This is a genomic window from Pseudomonas sp. R4-84 (assembly GCF_054130985.1).
In genome coordinates, this window is record NZ_CP096390.1 from 995,948 (window position 1) to 1,014,032 (window position 18,085).

At 61.8% G+C, this 18,085-nt stretch carries 12 protein-coding genes and 1 riboswitch; of the genes, 7 read left to right on the forward strand and 5 right to left on the reverse strand.

What is annotated here, in order from left to right:
• Positions 1 to 28: 28 nt before the first annotated feature.
• Positions 29 to 2,167: a methyl-accepting chemotaxis protein gene (locus M1D68_RS04660; protein WP_445571343.1), complete on the reverse strand. Its 2,139-nt coding sequence runs from the start codon at positions 2,165 to 2,167 to the stop codon at positions 29 to 31.
• 217 nt (positions 2,168 to 2,384) lie between these two features.
• On the opposite strand from M1D68_RS04660, the gene M1D68_RS04665 reads away from it, so the two are divergent.
• A complete protein-coding gene (locus tag M1D68_RS04665) occupies positions 2,385 to 3,200 on the forward strand; it encodes a M48 family metallopeptidase (protein ID WP_420764092.1) in 816 nt (271 codons plus the stop codon).
• 62 nt (positions 3,201 to 3,262) lie between these two features.
• Here M1D68_RS04665 and M1D68_RS04670 read toward each other — a convergent pair whose 3' ends face one another.
• From M1D68_RS04670 to M1D68_RS04680, 3 genes are all read right to left on the reverse strand, one after another.
• A complete protein-coding gene (locus M1D68_RS04670; RefSeq protein WP_039592168.1) occupies positions 3,263 to 3,847 on the reverse strand; it encodes a TMEM165/GDT1 family protein in 585 nt (194 codons plus the stop codon).
• 90 nt (positions 3,848 to 3,937) lie between these two features.
• Positions 3,938 to 4,059: riboswitch (yybP-ykoY riboswitch) on the reverse strand.
• 51 nt (positions 4,060 to 4,110) lie between these two features.
• Positions 4,111 to 5,109: a methyltransferase gene (locus M1D68_RS04675; RefSeq protein ID WP_420764093.1), complete on the reverse strand. Its 999-nt coding sequence runs from the start codon at positions 5,107 to 5,109 to the stop codon at positions 4,111 to 4,113.
• Between the two features lie 33 nt (positions 5,110 to 5,142).
• Positions 5,143 to 6,108 carry a 2-hydroxyacid dehydrogenase gene (locus tag M1D68_RS04680; RefSeq protein WP_457969448.1) on the reverse strand — a complete coding sequence of 322 codons (966 nt, stop codon included), beginning with the start codon at positions 6,106 to 6,108 and terminating at the stop codon, positions 5,143 to 5,145.
• A 199-nt stretch (positions 6,109 to 6,307) separates the two neighbouring features.
• On the opposite strand from M1D68_RS04680, the gene M1D68_RS04685 reads away from it, so the two are divergent.
• From M1D68_RS04685 to M1D68_RS04710, 6 genes are all read left to right on the forward strand, one after another.
• The gene (locus M1D68_RS04685; RefSeq protein WP_420764095.1) at positions 6,308 to 6,937 is read left to right on the forward strand and encodes a LysE family transporter; all 630 of its coding nucleotides are present in this window, start codon (positions 6,308 to 6,310) and stop codon (positions 6,935 to 6,937) included.
• A 145-nt stretch (positions 6,938 to 7,082) separates the two neighbouring features.
• On the forward strand, positions 7,083 to 8,765 hold the full coding sequence (locus M1D68_RS04690; protein WP_434675368.1) for a fatty acid--CoA ligase: 1,683 nt from the start codon (positions 7,083 to 7,085) through the stop codon (positions 8,763 to 8,765).
• Positions 8,766 to 9,052: 287 nt separating this feature from the next.
• Positions 9,053 to 10,948, forward strand: coding sequence for a DUF1302 domain-containing protein (locus tag M1D68_RS04695; RefSeq protein ID WP_420764097.1), 1,896 nt, complete (start codon positions 9,053 to 9,055; stop codon positions 10,946 to 10,948).
• Between the two features lie 25 nt (positions 10,949 to 10,973).
• On the forward strand, positions 10,974 to 12,338 hold the full coding sequence (locus M1D68_RS04700) for a DUF1329 domain-containing protein (RefSeq protein WP_457969450.1): 1,365 nt from the start codon (positions 10,974 to 10,976) through the stop codon (positions 12,336 to 12,338).
• 335 nt (positions 12,339 to 12,673) lie between these two features.
• Entirely contained in the window at positions 12,674 to 15,406 is a 2,733-nt protein-coding gene (locus M1D68_RS04705) for a LuxR C-terminal-related transcriptional regulator (RefSeq protein ID WP_434675366.1), read from the forward strand.
• 171 nt (positions 15,407 to 15,577) lie between these two features.
• Positions 15,578 to 16,078: a methylated-DNA--[protein]-cysteine S-methyltransferase gene (locus tag M1D68_RS04710; protein ID WP_457969452.1), complete on the forward strand. Its 501-nt coding sequence runs from the start codon at positions 15,578 to 15,580 to the stop codon at positions 16,076 to 16,078.
• Positions 16,079 to 16,166: 88 nt separating this feature from the next.
• Here the strand turns inward: M1D68_RS04710 and M1D68_RS04715 are convergent, their stop codons facing one another.
• Positions 16,167 to 18,074, reverse strand: a complete 1,908-nt coding sequence (locus tag M1D68_RS04715) for an alkaline phosphatase D family protein (RefSeq protein ID WP_457969454.1) — start codon at positions 18,072 to 18,074, stop codon at positions 16,167 to 16,169.
• Positions 18,075 to 18,085: the final 11 nt, after the last annotated feature.

Genomic DNA, 18,085 nt, shown 5'->3' on the forward strand with positions numbered 1-18,085 from the left:
CGAGCTTGCTCGCAATGAGGTGCTTGGGTCAGACCCTGAACTGATTGATCAACCGCCGCTGCTGCTCCGCCAACTTGGTCAGCCCGGCACTGGCCGCGCTCGACTCGTCGGCGCCGCTGGCCACTTCGTTCGCCACTTGGCCGATGTTGATCACGTTGCGGTTGATGTCATCAGCTACAGCGCTTTGCTCCTCGGCGGCGCTGGCGATCTGGGTGTTCATGTCGTTGATGACCGACACCGCCTGGGTAATCGTCTCAAGCGCCTGGGCTGCCTTGGCTGCGTGCTGCACGCTTTCATCGGTGCGGTGCTGGCTGTCTTCCATGACGCGCACCACATCGCGGGTGCCCTGTTGCAATTGCTGGATCATCGACTGGATTTCTTCCGTGGCCTGCTGTGTTTTCTGCGCGAGGTTGCGCACCTCATCGGCGACCACCGCAAAACCTCGACCTTGTTCACCGGCCCGAGCTGCTTCGATGGCCGCGTTGAGGGCCAGCAGGTTGGTCTGCTCGGCGATCCCGCGGATGGCCGTGAGGATCGCGTTGATGTTCTCGCTGTCCTTGGCCAGGGTTTGCACCACGCCTACGGCCTTGCCGATTTCCACGGCCAGCGCGCCAATGGAGGTGGAGGTGTCGCGTACGATCTGCATGCCCTGGCTGGCGGCCTGGTCGGCGTGACTGGCGGCTTGGGCGGCCTGGGTCGCATTGCGGGCCACGTCTTGGGCGGTGGCAGTCATTTCATGCACGGCGGTGGCGACCTGATCGATCTCCGACATCTGCTTGTGCACGCCCTGGTTGGTGCGGATCGCGATGTCGGCGGTGTGCTCCGACGAATCGCTGACACTCTGCACCGAGGTCACCACTTGGGTAATCATCCCCTGCAATTTGCCGAGGAACGTGTTGAAGCCCTTGGCGATGGCGCCCAGTTCATCGGCGCGGTCGCTGGTCAATCGGCGAGTCAGGTCGCCCTCGCCCTGGGCGATGTCATCGAGCATCGCCACCATTTGCTTGAGCGGCCGGGCGATGCCGTGGCCCACCAGCCAGATCACCAGCAGGCCGATGGCGGCAATCGCCAGGCCGACCATGGCCATGCCGAAAATGTCGGTCTCGCGCTGATCGTCGAGGTCCTTCTGCAAGGCTTGCAGATCTGCCATCACCGCGTTCAACGGCAGTTGCATCATCAGCGTCCAGCGAGCGCTGGTCTCGCCGATGCCGAACGGCATGTACACCTCGATGTGACCGTGGGCTTCGTCGACGTCGTAACGCACTTCGCCAGCGCCGAGCTTGGCCAGGTTGTCCAGCTCGTTGGCGTCCAACAGGTCGCTGGCTTTTTCCCCGAGCTTGCTTGGGTCCTTGGTGAAGGCCACCAGGCGATTGTTGCTGGCGAGCAAGGCCATTTCCCCGGCGCCGTCGTACAGCTTGGCGTCAGCGGCAACGAGCATGTCCTGGATGAAGTTCACCGACAGGTCGGCGCCGACGATGCCCTGGAATTTACCATCGATGAGGATCGGTTCGATGAAGGAGGCCAGCATGGTCATGGTGCTGCCGACGCGGTAGGGCGCCGGGTCGATCACGCAGGCTTTCCTGCTGTCCTGGGAGCACAGGTAGTATTCGCTGGCACGAATGCCGGTGGACAGCAGTTTCTGGTCAGTCACGTCGGCGAGCTTTTCCAGGCCCAAGGTGCCGTCCTGGTTGCGAAACCACCACGGCAGGAAGCGCCCATTGGTTTCCATGCCGAGCACCTGGCTGTTCACATAGTTGGCGTCGTCGTGGTCGATAGCGTTCGGTTCCCAGGCGATGTAGGCACCCAGGACCTTCGGGTTGCGCACCACGGACTCGCGCAACAGGCTGATCATCTGCTCACGGGGCATCTTCAATAACGGGTTGCCGTCCGTGCCGTTCATGCCCATCAGGGCGTTAGTCGTCGCCAGTCCTCGGGCAAGCAACAGCGGTGCTTCAAGCTCGCGTTGGATCAGGCTGGCCTGGGTGCGGGCGAGGGCACTGAGGCGTTGTTCGATGAGTTGCTCGAATTGCGCCTTGGTCCGTTGTTGCACCATTTCCTGGGTACGGGCGCCGGCGAACAATGCGTACAGCACCAGGGCACCAACAACGCTGAGGACGATGGCACCGGCCAGGGCGGCAACGGAAAACTGGATCGATTTGAATTTCATAATGGCTCCGGACCCGGAAATGACGTCTGGTATCTGTATCGGCATTTCCGTGGGCGGGCATGAGGCGCTGTTCGTCGGGTGACTGTATTGGTTAGGTGGGAGTCGTAAAAGGATGAGTGGGACCTGTCCGAAAAAACTGTAATCGCTCGCTGTGTATCTGGCGCCGATACAAATCAAAGCCTAGGATACGCCCACGATTCCATGGAGCTTCTTTTGTATGAACAAGACTTTGATGGTGAGCGCTCTGGGCGCGGCTCTGCTGCTCGCCGGTTGCCAGTCAGTCAACACCACCAGCGGCGGAGCCGTGGGCGTGGAGCGCAAGCAGTACATGTTCAGCATGCTGTCGACCGCCGAGGTCAACCAGATGTATGCCCAGTCCTATCAGAAGACGTTGGGTGAGGCGAGTGCGCAAGGTGCCCTGGACAAGACCAGTAGCGACGCCAAGCGCCTTCAGGTCATTGCTGATCGTTTGATCGCCCAGGCGCCTGTGTTCCGTCCGGATTCGGCGCAGTGGAACTGGGAAGTGAACCTGATCAAGAGCGATGAACTCAACGCCAACTGTGGTCCCGGCGGCAAGATCATGTTCTACACCGGCCTGATCGACAAACTGAAGCTGACCGACGCTGAAATCGCCGCGATCATGGGCCATGAAATCGCTCACGCCTTGCGCGAGCATGGCCGTGAAGCCATGTCCAAGGCTTATGGCATCGAAATGGCCAAGCAGGGTGCCGGTGCGATATTCGGCCTGGGCCAGGATAGCCTGGCGTTGGCCGACACGGTTGCCAACTATGGCATGACCCTGCCTAACAGCCGTGGCAACGAGAACGAAGCCGACCTGATCGGCCTGGAGCTGGCCGCCCGCGCCGGCTACGACCCGAACGCCGCGATCACCTTGTGGAACAAGATGGCCAAGGCTTCGGAAGGGGCACCACCGGAATTCATGAGCACCCACCCGTCCTCGAGCAGCCGGATCGCCTCGTTGCAGGCGGCGATTCCGAAGGTGATGCCGCTTTATCAGCAGGCCAAGAAGTAACCACCGTCATGTGGTGAAGTTTTTTTTGTGGCGAGGGAGCAAGCTCCCTCGCCACAACAGCCTCAAACCCACCCACTGCTCTGCATCGCCTTGTACACCGCAACGATCGCCAGGATGAAAAACGCCGAGGCGGCCAGGCGGCGGATGAGGGCCAGGGGCAGTTTCTCGGCGGCAAAGTTGCCAGCCAGTACCACCGGCACGTTGGCAATCAACATGCCCACGGTGGTGCCAATGATCACCAGCCACAATTCCGGGTATTGCGCGGCGAGCATCACCGTCGCGATCTGGGTCTTGTCACCGATTTCCGCCAGGAAAAACGCGATCAGCGTGGTCAGGAAGGGGCCGAACTTGCGGGCCGTATTCGCCTCTTCATCGTCGAGCTTGTCCGGCACCAGGGTCCAAAGGGCCGTGGCCGCGAAGCTTGCCGCCAATATCCAGTGCAACACCGCATCGGAAAAGAACCCGCTGACCCAGGCTCCTACCGCGCCCGCGGCTGCATGGTTGGCCAGGGTCGCGGCGACGATGCCAGCGATGATCGGCCACGGCTTGCGAAAGCGAGCAGCGAGGATAAGCGCAAGCAGTTGCGTCTTGTCGCCGATTTCGGCCAGTGCAACGATGGCGGTGGGAACAAGGAAAGAGTCCAGCATCAGGTAATTCCTAAGAGGGGCGGGTCGACACGGCTATGACACGTACAGCCTTCCCGCCCCGGGTAAGGTGTGCGTGTCATAGGTCTTGTCAAACCCAGCGACCATCTGCGTGGACGCTTGGGCCGCATACGCCATGGTCTGCTGACCAAGTATGTTGACGTATGCCGGGCGAGCAGGGCGCTCGCGGGAGACTACTCCCCTAGGACGGTGCGGATTCTGCCTAGGCAAATCCGATTGGGCAAGCGCTGTTTCTCAAAAACGCTTCAGCCGCGCTTGGCCCGGTAGATGCGAAAGCCTTGGCCCTCGGCCTTGATCGCGCAGGGGCCCAGGTGCTCTTCGATCAACGGCTGATACTTCAGGAAACTGTTGGCAACCAGGCGCAGTTCGCCGCCGTTTTTCAGATGTTTGGCCGCTTTTCGCAACAGGTTTTCGGTCGCGTGGTAGTCGGTGTGTACGCCGACGTGGAACGGCGGGTTGCTAAGAATCGCGTTCAGGCCCATGGGCGCGGCGTCGATCCCGTCACCCGTCAGCACTTCGGCTTCCAGGCCATTGGCGGCCAGCGTCAATCGACTGCTGGCGGCGGCGAAGGCATCCACGTCCAGCAGCGTCACGGTGTTATGGGGATAGCGTCGCTTGACCGCCGCCCCCAGCACGCCGGCGCCGCAGCCGAAGTCCAGCAGGTGGCCGCTGGGCAGCTTGTCCAGATGCTCCAGCAACAGCGCGCTGCCGCGATCAAGGCGGCCGTGACTGAAGACTCCCGGCAAACTGATGACCTTGAGCGGGCCCTCGACCAGTGGCAGTTCATAGGTTTGGGCGAGGCTTTCCAGCGGCTTGGCTTCAGGGACGTTGGCGACGGTGACCTGCCACAGTTGGCAATGCCGCGCGCTGTCGAGCTTGCGCGGCTTGCCAAAGGGGTTGAGCTGCTTGGAAGCGCCTTCGATGCCGCTGCGCTTTTCCCCCACCAGATACACCTCGCGCCCAGCCAGGCGCGCGGCAACGGCGTTGAGGATGTAGTCGGTCAGGTCCTTGGCCTTGGGCAGGAAGACCACGGCAGCGTCGAACGAAAGTTCGGGTACATTCACGCCAAAATGGCTGCGCCCTGGGAAGCGGGCATCCAGGGCCGCCTGGTCGCCGGCATGCCAGCACCAGCCATGGGCCTCGGGCAAGCGGCCAAGCAGGTCGTCGGCGGGGAGCCCGGCCAGCAGGACCGGACCCTGGAATAACTCGGCCTGACGAAGCAGTACTTCACTGCGCGGATCCATGGTCTGCTCCTTGTAAAAAAGTGCGGCAGTCTATCAATTGACGACTCGTTGCGCTGTACCGCTGAAAAAGCCCCGGGCGTTTTCCGCCAGTTGGCCGACGATCCGTTGCCTGGCCTCGCGGCTGCCCCAGGCGTTGTGCGGCGTGACGATCAGCCGGGGGATATCACCTGCCAACAGCGGATTGCCCTGGGTCGGCGGCTCCACGCTCAACACGTCGGTGGCCGCCCCGCCCAGGTGACCGCTGCGCAGCGCATCGGCCAGTGCCTGTTCGTCGATGAGGCCACCGCGTGCGGTGTTGACTACGAACGCGCCGGGTTTGAGCGACGCCAGTTCACGCGCGCCAATGAAGTGGCGGGTGTGCTCGTTGAGCGGGCAATGCAAGGTCAAGGCGTCCACCGCGGGTAACAGTTGGTCCAGGGCCACGCGGTCCGCACGGGCGGGCCTTCCTGGAATCTGCCCCAGCAGCACGCGCATGCCGAAGGCTTCGGCCAGCCGTGCGACGGCGCCACCCAGTTCGCCATGGCCGAGCAGCCCGAGGGTCTTGTCCTGCAGTTCGACGATCGGGTAGTCCAGCAGGCAGAACTGCGAAGCCTGTTGCCAGCGGCCTTCGCCCACGGATTTTTGATAGTCGCCCAGGCGCGTCGCCAGGTTCAGTAGCAGCATGATCGTGTGCTGGGCCACCGACGGTGTGCCATAGCCCTGGCAGTTGCTGACGACGATGCCATGGCTGCGGGCAGCGGCGAGGTCGACGTTATTGGTGCCGGTGGCGCTGATCAGGATCAGCTTCAGTTCAGGGTTGGCGGCCATCGCGGCTGCGTCGATCACGACCTTGTTGGTGATCGCCACCGTGGCGCCCTCGAGCCGGCCTGCCACCTCATCCGGGCGGGTGCCGGGAAACAGCTGCAGTTCGGTGAAGCAATCGCGCAATGGAGCCAGCTCCAGGTCGCCGAGGTCCAGTGAAGCGTGATCGAGGAAAACTGCGCGTGCGGTATTGGTCATCAGCTGTACCTGTCATGTAGAAGACTGAAGGCGTAATGTGGCGAGCCTATCAGAAGAGTTGCCGTGGCGAGGGAGCTTGCTCCCGCTGGCCTGCAAGGCAAGGCCCCGATACGCGACGAGCGACTGCTGCGTAGCCGAGCGGGAGCAAGCTCCTCGCCACGGATTTCATTCAACAAAGATTGTCGCCAGGAGCACCACCATGTACCTCGCCGAATTTCTCACTGTCGCCCTGATCCACCTGTTGGCCGTGGCCAGCCCTGGCCCGGACTTCGCCGTGGTGGTCCGCGAAAGCGTGACCCACGGCCGCCGCGCCGGGACCTGGACGGCGTTGGGGGTCGGCACGGCGATTTTCCTGCACGTGGGGTATTCATTGCTGGGCATCGGCCTGATCGTGTCCCAGTCGATCGTGCTGTTCAACGCCTTGAAGTGGGCCGCCGCCGCTTACCTGCTCTACATCGGCTTCAAGGCCCTGCGCGCCCAGCCGGCCAAGGCGAACCCGGAAAACCTGCACAAGGAGGCCGGCGAACGTACCGCTCGCGGCGCGTTTACCGCAGGCTTCGTCACCAACGGCCTGAACCCCAAGGCGACGCTGTTCTTCCTGTCGCTGTTTACCGTGGTCATCAATCCCCATACGCCCCTGGCGATCCAGGCCGGCTACGGTGTGTACCTGGCGGTTGCCACGGCGGCCTGGTTCTGCATGGTTGCAATGTTGTTCAGCCAGGCGCGGGTGCGTGCCGGTTTTGCCCGCATGGGCCATTGGTTCGACCGGACCATGGGCGCCGTGCTGATCGCCATCGGCGTGAAACTGGCGTTCACCGAGGCCCATTGAGCGAGTTGAGCGAATCCTGATGATGGCTCAAGGCTAGTGTTTGCGGGCGGATCAAATCATTCCTTCGGCTGATTTGATCCGCGGACAAGCGCTTTAAAGTGCTTACTTTTCCAGCCTAGACCGTGCAGTCAGAAAAGGGATTCCTATGTTGCAGACTCGCGTTATTCCTCCAGCCGAGGGCGTTTACCAATACCCGTTGCTGATCAAGCGGCTGCTGATGTCCGGCGCACGCTATGAGAAAACCCGCGAGATCATCTACCGGGACCAGTTGCGCTACAGCTACCCCACCCTGATCGAGCGCGTCGCACGGCTGGCCAACGTGCTGACCGAGGCCGGGGTGAAAGCCGGGGATACCGTGGCGGTCATGGACTGGGACAGCCATCGGTACCTGGAATGCATGTTCGCTATCCCGATGATCGGCGCGGTGATCCATACCATCAACGTGCGACTGTCGCCGGAACAGATCCTCTACACCATGAACCACGCCGAGGATCGCTTCGTGCTGGTCAACAGCGAGTTCGTCGGCTTGTACCAGGCGATCGCCGGCCAGCTGACAACGGTGAAAAAGACGCTACTGCTGACCGACCAGCCGGACAAGACCGCCGACCTGCCCGACCTCGTGGGCGAGTACGAGCAACTGCTGGCCGGCGCCAGTCCGACCTACGATTTCCAGGATTTCGACGAAAACTCCGTCGCCACCACGTTCTATACCACCGGCACCACGGGCAACCCCAAGGGCGTGTATTTCACCCATCGGCAGCTGGTGCTGCACACCCTGGGTGTGTCGACCATCATGGGCGCCATCGACAGCGTGCGCCTGCTGGGCACCAACGACGTGTACATGCCCATCACCCCCATGTTCCACGTTCACGCCTGGGGCTTGCCGTACGTGGCAACCATGCTCGGCCTCAAGCAGGTCTACCCCGGTCGCTACGACCCGGAGTTCCTGGTGGAGCTGTGGCGCAAGGAAAAGGTCACTTTTTCCCACTGCGTGCCGACCATCCTGCAAATGGTCCTCAACGCCAAGGGCGCCCAGGACACCGATTTCGGCGGCTGGAAAATCGTCATCGGCGGCAGCGCCCTGAACCGCAGCCTGTACGAGGCGGCGAAGGCCAAGGGCATCCAGCTCACCGCCGCCTACGGCATGTCCGAAACCGGCCCGCTGGTGTCCTGCGCCCACCTCAACGATGAGTTGATGGCCGGCGGCGAAGACGAGCGCATCACTTATCGGATCAAGGCCGGCGTGCCAGGGCCACTGGTGGAGGCAGCGATCGTCGACGGCGAGGGCCGCTTCCTTCCCGCCGATGGCGAAACCCAGGGCGAATTGGTATTGCGCGCGCCATGGCTCACCGAAGGTTATTTCAACGAACCGCAAAAGGGCGCCGAACTCTGGAGTGGCGGCTGGTTGCACACTGGCGACGTCGCCACGCTCGACGGCATGGGCTTCATCGACATTCGCGACCGCATCAAGGATGTGATCAAGACCGGCGGCGAATGGATCTCGTCCCTGGACCTGGAAGACCTTATCAGTCGGCATGTGGCGGTACGCGAAGTAGCAGTGGTCGGCATTCCCGACCCGCAGTGGGGCGAGCGGCCGTTTGCCTTGCTGGTCGTTCGTGAGGGGCACCAGATCGGGGCTCGCGAGCTCAAGGAGCACCTCAAGCCGTTTGTCGAGCTGGGGCACCTGAGCAAATGGGCGATCCCTAGCCAGATTGCCCTTGTTACGGAAATTCCCAAGACCAGCGTCGGCAAGCTCGACAAGAAACGTATCCGCGTCGACATCACCGAATGGCAGAGCAACAACAGCACCTTCCTTTCGACGCTTTGAGCGTCCTCGCCGTGCCCGAAAAGGGCACGGCAGCCCCACCAAGCAAGCGCTTGTCTTGTTAAATAGGAAATTTCAGCCATCCTTGCCGTGCCGACAAACGTCGGCCTGGCGAAGGACTGTTCCAGAGTGGTCGGGGGCTGCAAATCACACTTTAGAGGGATCAAGCCGTACTACCTGCTGGCTATAGTCCGCTCAAGGCTTTTCGGAATGGGACGCGCGTGCCAGCACGGCGAAGGGTTTCCGGAAACGTCCACTGCCATAACAATAAAACACATGGAGTTGCGTCGATGACCTCAGCAAACACTTTCTGGCGCCGGGCAAAACTGCCTCTGGCCGTCAGTCTTGCCTCCTCGCTCGCCGGCCCGGCATTCGGCGTCAGCTTCAACATTGGTGAAATCGAAGGCCAGTTCGATTCGTCCCTGTCGGTCGGCGCGAGCTGGTCCACGGCCAAGGCCAACAAGAACCTGATCGGCGTCAACAACGGTGGCCATGGTTTGTCCCAGACCTCTGATGACGGTCACTTGAATTTCAAGCGAGGGGAAACTTTCTCGAAGATCTTCAAGGGTATCCATGACCTGGAGCTGAAGTACGGCGACACCGGTGTGTTTGTGCGTGGCAAGTACTGGTATGACTTTGAGCTCAAGGACGAAAGCCGTCCGTTCAAGGACATCAGCGACAGCAACCGCAAGGAAGGCGCTCAGTCTTCCGGCGGGCAGATTCTCGATGCGTTCATTTACCACAACTACGCCATTGCCGATCAGCCCGGCTCGGTGCGCCTCGGCAAGCAGGTGGTTAGTTGGGGCGAGAGCACCTTCATTCAGAACGGCATCAATGCCATCAACCCGGTCGATGTGTCCGCGTTCCGTCGTCCGGGCGCCGAGGTCAAGGAAGGGCTGATCCCGGTCAATATGTTCTATGTGTCACAGAGCTTGACCGATAACTTGTCGGCTGAAGCGTTCTACCAGTTGGAGTGGGATCAGACCGTTACTGACAACTGCGGGACTTTCTTCTCGCAGCCGGACGTCATTTCCGATGGTTGTGACAGTAACCTGCGAGTGCTGAGGAGCGCGTCGGCGATTCCGGCGGCTGCCATGCCTACGTTGGGTGCGTTCGGTGTGGACGTAGATGGCGAAGGCACTTTGGTGCGTCGTGGCCCCGACCGTGATGCTCGGGACAGCGGCCAGTTCGGCGTGTCTTTCAAGTACATGTACGAGCCGCTGGATACCGAGTTTGGCGCTTATTTCATGAACTACCACAGCCGTGCACCAATTTTCAGTGGTCATGGTGCACCAGCCAGCGCTTATACCAGCGGACCCGGATTGGTAGGGTCGCTGATGGCTGCCGGCATTCCGTTTGCTCAAGCGGTTGCCATGGCTCAAGCCATGGTACCGATGGTTGTCGCAGGTAATTCAAACTACTACGTCGAGTATCCCGAAGATATCCGCCTGTATGGCCTGAGTTTCTCGACCACATTGCCCACAGGTACCGCATGGAGCGGCGAAATCAGCTACCGCCCGAATGCGCCGGTCCAGCTCAATACCACCGATATCCTGTTTTCCGGATTGACGCCTTTGAACCCCGATGTTTCCGTACTGCCAGGACAGGCAGACACGGACCAGCCAGGCTATCGCCGCAAAGAAGTGACACAGCTGCAAACCACTTTTACCCACTTCTTCGATCAGGTCATGGGTGCCGAGCGTCTGACCCTCGTAGGCGAGGTCGGCTTCACTCACGTCGGCGGTCTGGAAAGCACTTCCAAGGCGCGTTATGGCCGTGATCCGAGCTATGGCCCTGGGCCTTTGCCGAATGGCCAATGTGAGATATTGAACGGTTCGACCCTGGCAGGCGGAGCGCAGAACAACGCTAGTCGCTATTGCGAAAATGACGGATTCACCACGGCAAACTCTTGGGGTTATCGCGGTCGTGCCATTTGGGACTACAACGACGTATTTGCCGGTGTAAATCTCCGTCCCAACGTAGCTTGGTCCCATGACGTCAAGGGCTACTCGCCAGGCCCTGGCGCCAACTTCGAGGAAGGCCGCAAGGCTGTGAGCCTGGGTGTTGATGCCGAATACCAGAACACCTATACCGCCAGCCTGGCCTACACCAATTTCTTCGACGGCAAGTACACCACCGTGGACGACCGGGATTTCGTGGCGCTCAGCGTCGGCGTGAACTTCTAAGCACCGTATTTCAGGACGACACACTATGAAAATAACAATGAATCTGTTGCAAGTTGGAGCGCTGGGGTTGTCCCTGCTGGCGGCCAGCGTCATGGCCGCCGTGCCTGCGGCCGAAGCCGATAAGCTGGGCAAGAGCCTGACGCCGATGGGCGCCGAGATGGCGGGTAACGCCGATGGTTCGATTTCGGCCTGGAAACCCATGACCAAGAACGCCGGTAGCGTGGACGGCAAGGGTTTCCTCGCCGATCCGTACGCCAGTGAAAAACCGTTGTTCACGATCACCGCGCAAAACGTCGACCAGTACAAGGACAAACTCGCCCCCGGCCAGTACGCGATGTTCAAGCGCTACCCGGAAACCTTCAAGATGCCGGTCTACACGACCCATCGCGGCGCAACCGTGCCCGATGACGTGTTGGCCTCCATCAAGAAAAACGCCGTGAACACCAAACTGGTGGGCGGCGGCAACGGCCTGGAGAATTTCGAGACGGCCGTGCCGTTCCCGATTCCCCAGAGCGGACTCGAAGTGATCTGGAACCACATCACCCGCTATCGCGGCGGCAGCGTGACCCGCCTGGTGACCCAGGCCACGCCGCAGCCAAACGGTTCGTACAACCTGGTGTACTTCCAGGATCAGTTCGTCTTCCGCGACAAGATCAAGGGCTTCGATCCGGCCAACCCGGGCAACGTGCTGTTCTACTTCAAGCAGCAAGTGACCGCGCCGGCACGCCTGGCGGGTACCGTGCTGCTGGTTCACGAAACCCTCGACCAGGTGAAGGAACCACGCAAGGCCTGGATCTACAACGCCGGCCAACGCCGTGTGCGCCAGGCCCCGCAAGTCGCCTATGACGGCCCGGGTACCGCCGCCGACGGCCTGCGCACCTCCGACAACCTGGACATGTACAACGGCGCGCCGGATCGTTACGACTGGAAGCTTGAAGGCAAGAAAGAGCTGTACATCGCCTCCAACAGCCACAAGATCGATTCGCCGCAACTCAAGTACGCCGACATCCTCAAGGCCGGCCACATCAACCAGGACCTGGCGCGCTATGAACTGCGTCGTGTCTGGCACGTGACCGCGACCCTGAAGGAAGGCCAGCGCCATATCTACGCCAAGCGTGACTTCTATATCGACGAAGACACCTGGCAAGCGGCGGTCATCGACCACTACGACGGTCGTGGCCAACTGTGGCGCGTGGCCGAGGCCCATGCCGAGAACTACTACGACAAGCAAGTGCCGTGGTACGCCCTGGAAACCCTCTACGACCTGCAGTCCGGTCGTTACCTGGCCCTGGGCATGAAGAACGAAGAGAAATCGGCCTACGACTTCGGCTTCACCGCGTCCACCAGCGACTTCACCCCAGCGGCGCTGCGCCAGGAAGGCGTTCGCTAACCGCTTTGCCCGAGGCCGCATCCTCGAAAAAACGCCCCGACTGGTTCGGGGCGTTTTTTTTGCCAACGCATATCTTTTGTGGCGAGGGAGCTTGCTCCCGCTGGACTGCGAAGCAGTCCCAGATCAAACCCTCCCACGGTATCCGATAAGCCAGGGCGGTCCGTTTTGGGGGGCGCTTCGCAACCCAGCGGGAGCAAGCTGCCTCGCCACAACCGCCATAAACAATCTGTAGTCTTTTTGTAGCCATTTGTAGCACTCCCTTCAATACGTCCTCGTTTACGGCTAGTCTGCGGACATCTGCAACGCCGCCACCCGCATCCCAACAAGAGCCGGCCATGACTGATCTGTCTTCACTCCCGGATTCTTCCCGCGCAGCCTTCGCGGTACAGGAAGGGCGCTTTTATCGCCCCCCTTTGCCCGATGGCCACGTCGTGCGGCCGCGGTTGTGCGAGCGCCTGAGCGCGGGGCTCGGCGGCCGGTTGCTGTTGGTGAGCGCCCCGGCGGGGTTCGGCAAGAGTTCGTTGGCGGTGGAGTTTTGCCAGGGTTTGCCGACGCATTGGCACAGCCTCTGGTTGGGGCTCAGTGCCAGGGACAACGATCCGGGGCGTTTCCTGGAGCGGTTGCTTGAAGGGCTCCAGGCGTTTTTTCCCCAGTTGGGCGGCCAGGCGTTGGGCCTGTTGAAGATGCGCCAGCGCCACCAGCCCTTTGCTTTCGAGGAATGGCTGGACGGCCTGCTGGACGAGCTGTCCGGGCATCTATCGCCACGGGCGCCCTTGCTGCTGGTGCTCGATGACTACCATCTCGCCCAGAGTCCGGTGCTGGATCGCTGCTTGCAGTTTTTCCTCAACCACTTGCCCGATGGGTTGCTGGTGCTGGTGACCAGTCGCCAGCGGCCGGATTGGCATCTGGCGCGTTTGCGCCTGTCGCGCCAGTTGCTGGAACTCAACGAGCAGGACCTGCGCCTGACCCACGACGAAGCGCTGACGCTGCTTCAGCACCACAGCAGTTCACTGCGTGGGGAAGCCTTGGAAAACCTGATCCAGCGCAGCGAAGGCTGGGTCGCCGGGTTGCGTTTCTGGCTGCTGGCTGCTTCCGAGGCCGGCAGCGAGGGGCGATTGCCCCAGGCCCTGCACGGCGGGGAAGGGCTGATCCGTGACTATCTGCTGGAGGAAGTCATCGATTGCCTGCCCGCCGAGGTGCAAGCGTTTCTCTACGACATCGCCCCGCAGGAACGTTTTTGCAGCGAGCTGTGCGATGCGGTGCGCGACGCCCACGACAGCCAGGAAATTCTCCAATACCTGGCGGCCCATCAGGTTTTCCTCGTGCCGTTGGACGAGCACGGGCGCTGGTATCGCTTCCATCACCTGTTTTCCGATCTGTTGCGCAGTCGGCCCAGCGCGCAAGCCATGGTGCCGGGCGCAACGTTGCACCTGCGCGCCTGTCGCTGGTTCAACGCCCAAGGCCTGATCGATGAAGCGGTGGAGCAGGCGCTGCGCGCCGGGCATCTGGACGTGGCGGCAAACCTGGTGCAAAACCTTTCGGAGGAACAACTGCTGGCCGAACAGAATGTCGGTATGTTGCTGCGCTGGAAAATGGACCTGCCCGACAGCCTGCTCATCAGCACGCCGCGCTTGATCGTGCTCTACAGCTGGGCCTTGGGCCTGGCCTGCCAACTCGATGCCGCGCAGGAGCTGGCCGCTCATTTGAGCCGCTTCCTGCCGGCCCCGTCGGCCACCGCGCATAAATCCATGCTCGCCCAGTGGCTGGCCCTGAGCGGCATCGTCGCCCGTGGCCGTGGCGATCGCCAGGCCACCCTTCGCTATTGCACCGAAGCCCTGGAAAGCCTGCCGCAAAAACGTTACGGCCAACGCCTGATGTGCTTGTCCACCTTGTCGAACCTGGCGATTGCCGACGGCGACCTGTGGCGCGCCCGTGCGCTGAACCGCGATTCCCTGGAACTGGCGCAGCGGGTCGGCAACCCACTCTTCGAGGCTTTGGCCCATTACGATCGCGCCCGGGTGTTGCAGGCCCGAGGGGAAATCCTGAGGGCGCTCGATGAGGTGAAACAGGGCTTGCAGCGCTTGCACGCGCTCTCGCCTCAACGGTTGTATGCGGTGCGCGCGCGACTGGTCCTGTACGAAGGTTTCCTGTTGACGCTGCGCATGCAATCCACGGCCGGGTTGGCGCGGTTGCAGGCAGGCCTCACTGAAGCCCGTGCCTGCCGGGATATCAGCGTGTTGATCGGCCATTGCGTGATCGCCCGCGTCGAAGGCCACGCGGGCGAATTTGCCCGAGCCTTTGCCGAACTGGCCGAAGCCGAGCGCCTGATGCATATCTGGGATGTTCCGCCGGTGTACTACCTGGCGATGATCACCCTTGTGAAATGCGAGCTCTGGTTGGCCCAGGGTCGCACTGAACTGGCCGAAGCCTGGCTGGCGCGGCTGGGGCAGACCTATACCGGCGAACGGGCCGCCGCGCCACCGGAATTCCATCCGCAACTGCCGCTGCATGTCGAGCTGCAACAAGCCCTGCTGGAGTCCATCCGCGGCCAGCCGATGCAGGCTGAAGGGCGGCTCGATGCGTTGCTCCAGCACGCCCAGCAAACCGGACGGCAGATGCTCGCCGTGATGGTGCTCAACCAGAAAGTCGCCTTGCTGCTGAGCGTGGGCCGCGAACCCGATGCGCGCGGCACATTGGCCGAGGCTTTCGAAGCCGCCATCGGGGGGGCGCTGCAGCCATTTGAATGGTTGTTCAAGGAGCGTCCCGAATGGTTGCGTGAGCAACTGCTGCAAGCTCCGCACAGCGAGTTGCGTCAACAGTTGCTCGATCGTTTACCGTCGACGGTACTGCCTGTCGAGGCCGCGCCATCGGTGGAGACCCTCAGTAGCCGGGAGCGAGCGGTGCTGCAACTGATTGCCCAGGGATGTTCCAATCAGGAGATCAGCGAGCAACTGTTCATCTCGCTGCACACGGTGAAGACCCACGCCAGCCATATCAACAGCAAGCTCGGCGTCGAGCGCCGCACCCAGGCCGTGGCTCGGGCCAAAGCGTTGGGATTGTTGGGATGACGATGCTGTGAGAAACCTGTGGCGAGGGAGCTTGCTCCCGCTGGGTTGCGAAGCGGACCCCAACATCAAGCGCCGCGGTGTATCAGGCTTTGCATGGGGCTGCTTCATGCCAGCGGGAGCAAGCTCCCTCGCCACAAGCACCTATTGGGTTTGAGCCAAGGAATCACTCGAATGTTGCCGTTGTACAAAACCATCCCATCCCCGGTCGGCGAGCTGATCCTCGTTGCTCGCGACGCCAAGCTGGCAGCCATCCTGTGGGAAAACGAACGGCTCAACCGGGTGCGCCTCGGACCGCTGGAGCTCGACAGCGATCACCCGACCCTCAAGGAGGCCGAGCGCCAGCTGCTTGAATATTTCGCCGGTCAGCGCCGCCAGTTCGAGCTGGCACTGGACTTCGCCGGCACTGACTTCCAGGTGCAGGTCTGGCAGGCGTTGCTGACCATCCCGTTCGGCGAAACCCGCAGCTATCGCGACATCGCCATCCAGATCGGCCAACCGACCGCGACCCGGGCGGTAGGGGCGGCCAACGGCCGCAATCCGATCTCGATCATCGCCCCGTGTCATCGGGTCATCGGTACCTCCGGCAGCCTCACCGGTTTCGCCGGCGGCCTCGCCGCCAAACAGTATTTGCTCAGCCTTGAAGGCCAGCAGAGCCTGCAACTGGCATTCTGACCTGGCCCAACCCCCCTATGGGAGCGAGCTTGCTCGCGAAAGCGGTCGTTCAGTTGCATAGGCGTTGATGACCTCTGACAGCAAGTGATCAGCTCATGGGGTTTTTTGGCGACAGCATGCGCGTTGGCGGCTTGTCATCGGCATTGTGTTGATAGATTCGCGCCGGTTGCCCCTGTTCGTTGAAAAATACCTGGCCGATCCCGGCCGAGTTCCATAACCGTTCCCCGGCCTCGGCGTGTTCCGGGACATGGGGAACGATGCGCATGCTGCGGCGCTTGGTGAACCAGTTCAACGGCGAACGGGGTGAATAGAGCCAGCGGTTCAGGCGGTCGAACCACTCCAGCAACGCCGGCGGAAATTCATTCTTGATGCCGCTGCTGGTGATCTGCCAGACGCGCGGGCCACCCTTGCGATGTGGGATCAATACCTCGTAGACGAACGAATAATGCACGTCGCCGGACAGCACCACATAGCTGCCCGGTGTGCGCGAGTGTCGGAAGATATTCAGAATCACCTGGGCCGCGCCACGGTGGGCCATCCAGTTTTCCGCGTCCACCAGCAGCGGGTAGCCGCACCAGCTGAACACCCGTTGTACGGTCTCGATCAGCTTGACGCCAAAAATCGGCGCCGGCGAGACGATGATCGCCGAAGGGTGGTCGAGCAATTCTTGTTGCAGTTCGCTCAGGGCCTCCCAATCCAGCAGGCCCGACGGCTGCTTGAGACTGCTCTCGCTGCGCCAACGGCGAGTACGGGTGTCGAGGACCACCAACGCCGGGGTCGTCGGCAACACGTAATGCCATTGTTGGAAACTGAGCAATCTATCGATCAACGCATCCTGGGGGGCGCTGTCGATGTAGCGGTCCTGGGCGGTTCCGCTCAAGGCCACGGTTTGCTGGATGACCTCACCAAAGGCATCCGGGTTGTTGCCCCAGCCCTGGCAGAGCATGTAGGCGATCAATGCATTGCCGATGATGCGCTTGGAGAAGGGATGACCGTAGGCGGTTTCTTCCCATTGGGCGGACAGGTTCCAGTCGTCCGTGATGTCGTGATCATCGAAGATCATCAGGCAGGACAGGTGAGCAAATACCCGCGCCACGCCGTCCAGCCCGGTCTTGAAGGCCTCGATCCGTTGGTGTTCCAGCTCGTAGCGCTGGCGCCGTTCGACGGTCAGTTCCGGCGGTTGCGGATCGATCAGCGTCCACGGCACGGGTGACCACACCAGCAAATACATCGCCATGACTTCAGCGAAGGTCACCAAGTGATTATCGGCGCTGCTGCTGGTAAAGATCGGCTTGCGCGCCCCGCCGAAAAATCGTTCCCGCAGGGTTTCGTTGCTTTCCAGTGCCGGCAGCAGATCGGCGCGGTGGTAGTAACTGGCCGGGTGTTGGTAAAGCTTGGCGCTGTCTTGCACCACCGCGCCTTCAAGGCACTCTTCAAACAGCCCAAGGCGCTCGATCAAGGCATGGATCGCCCGCAGCATCGGGCCCGCCACATCATCGGCATACACCTGGTCGCCGCTCATCATCAGCAGCGCCGGCCGTTGTTCGGGGCATTGCGCCAACAACCGGTCGACGCAGAGCAATCCGTCGTTGGCGGGGAAATGGGGTTTGCGGCAGGAGCCGTGGACCAGTTGGTCAATGTGCGAATGCACCATGAAACTTGGACACCGTGCATCGCCATACACCAGATGCGGCGCCCATTCGGCGATGCCGGCACCGTCCACCAGCAGGTCGTAGTCAATCGCCGCGTCCAGCGGCAGGGCGGTATCGAGTTGCACATCGATCAAATGCACAAACGCGTGGCGGCCCACCGGCACCACCGTGCAATGCAGGGCGTCGAGTTGCAGATCGGCTGCGCCGTCCAGCCGCAAGGTCAACGCCAACGGCCGCGAGCCCACCAGCCACGTCACCAGCCGCCGGGGCTCCAGCCGCCGAAGCAGCGGGCCTACAAGGACGGAGGGCAGGGTGCAAGAGGTGTCGGAAGAGGACGGCAACATGCGTGGAAAAG

Bases quoted from the DNA above. Each gene is read 5' to 3' on its own strand.
- M1D68_RS04660 (WP_445571343.1), bottom strand. From the start codon at position 2,167: ATGAAATTCAAATCGATCCAGTTTTCCGTTGCCGCCCTGGCCGGTGCC.
- M1D68_RS04680 (WP_457969448.1), bottom strand. From the start codon at position 6,108: ATGACCAATACCGCACGCGCAGTTTTCCTCGATCACGCTTCACTGGAC.
- M1D68_RS04690 (WP_434675368.1), top strand. From the start codon at position 7,083: ATGTTGCAGACTCGCGTTATTCCTCCAGCCGAGGGCGTTTACCAATAC.
- M1D68_RS04665 (WP_420764092.1), top strand. From the start codon at position 2,385: ATGAACAAGACTTTGATGGTGAGCGCTCTGGGCGCGGCTCTGCTGCTC.
- M1D68_RS04695 (WP_420764097.1), top strand. From the start codon at position 9,053: ATGACCTCAGCAAACACTTTCTGGCGCCGGGCAAAACTGCCTCTGGCC.
- M1D68_RS04700 (WP_457969450.1), top strand. From the start codon at position 10,974: ATGAAAATAACAATGAATCTGTTGCAAGTTGGAGCGCTGGGGTTGTCC.
- M1D68_RS04705 (WP_434675366.1), top strand. From the start codon at position 12,674: ATGACTGATCTGTCTTCACTCCCGGATTCTTCCCGCGCAGCCTTCGCG.
- M1D68_RS04675 (WP_420764093.1), bottom strand. From the start codon at position 5,109: ATGGATCCGCGCAGTGAAGTACTGCTTCGTCAGGCCGAGTTATTCCAG.
- M1D68_RS04670 (WP_039592168.1), bottom strand. From the start codon at position 3,847: ATGCTGGACTCTTTCCTTGTTCCCACCGCCATCGTTGCACTGGCCGAA.
- M1D68_RS04710 (WP_457969452.1), top strand. From the start codon at position 15,578: ATGTTGCCGTTGTACAAAACCATCCCATCCCCGGTCGGCGAGCTGATC.
- M1D68_RS04685 (WP_420764095.1), top strand. From the start codon at position 6,308: ATGTACCTCGCCGAATTTCTCACTGTCGCCCTGATCCACCTGTTGGCC.
- M1D68_RS04715 (WP_457969454.1), bottom strand. From the start codon at position 18,074: ATGTTGCCGTCCTCTTCCGACACCTCTTGCACCCTGCCCTCCGTCCTT.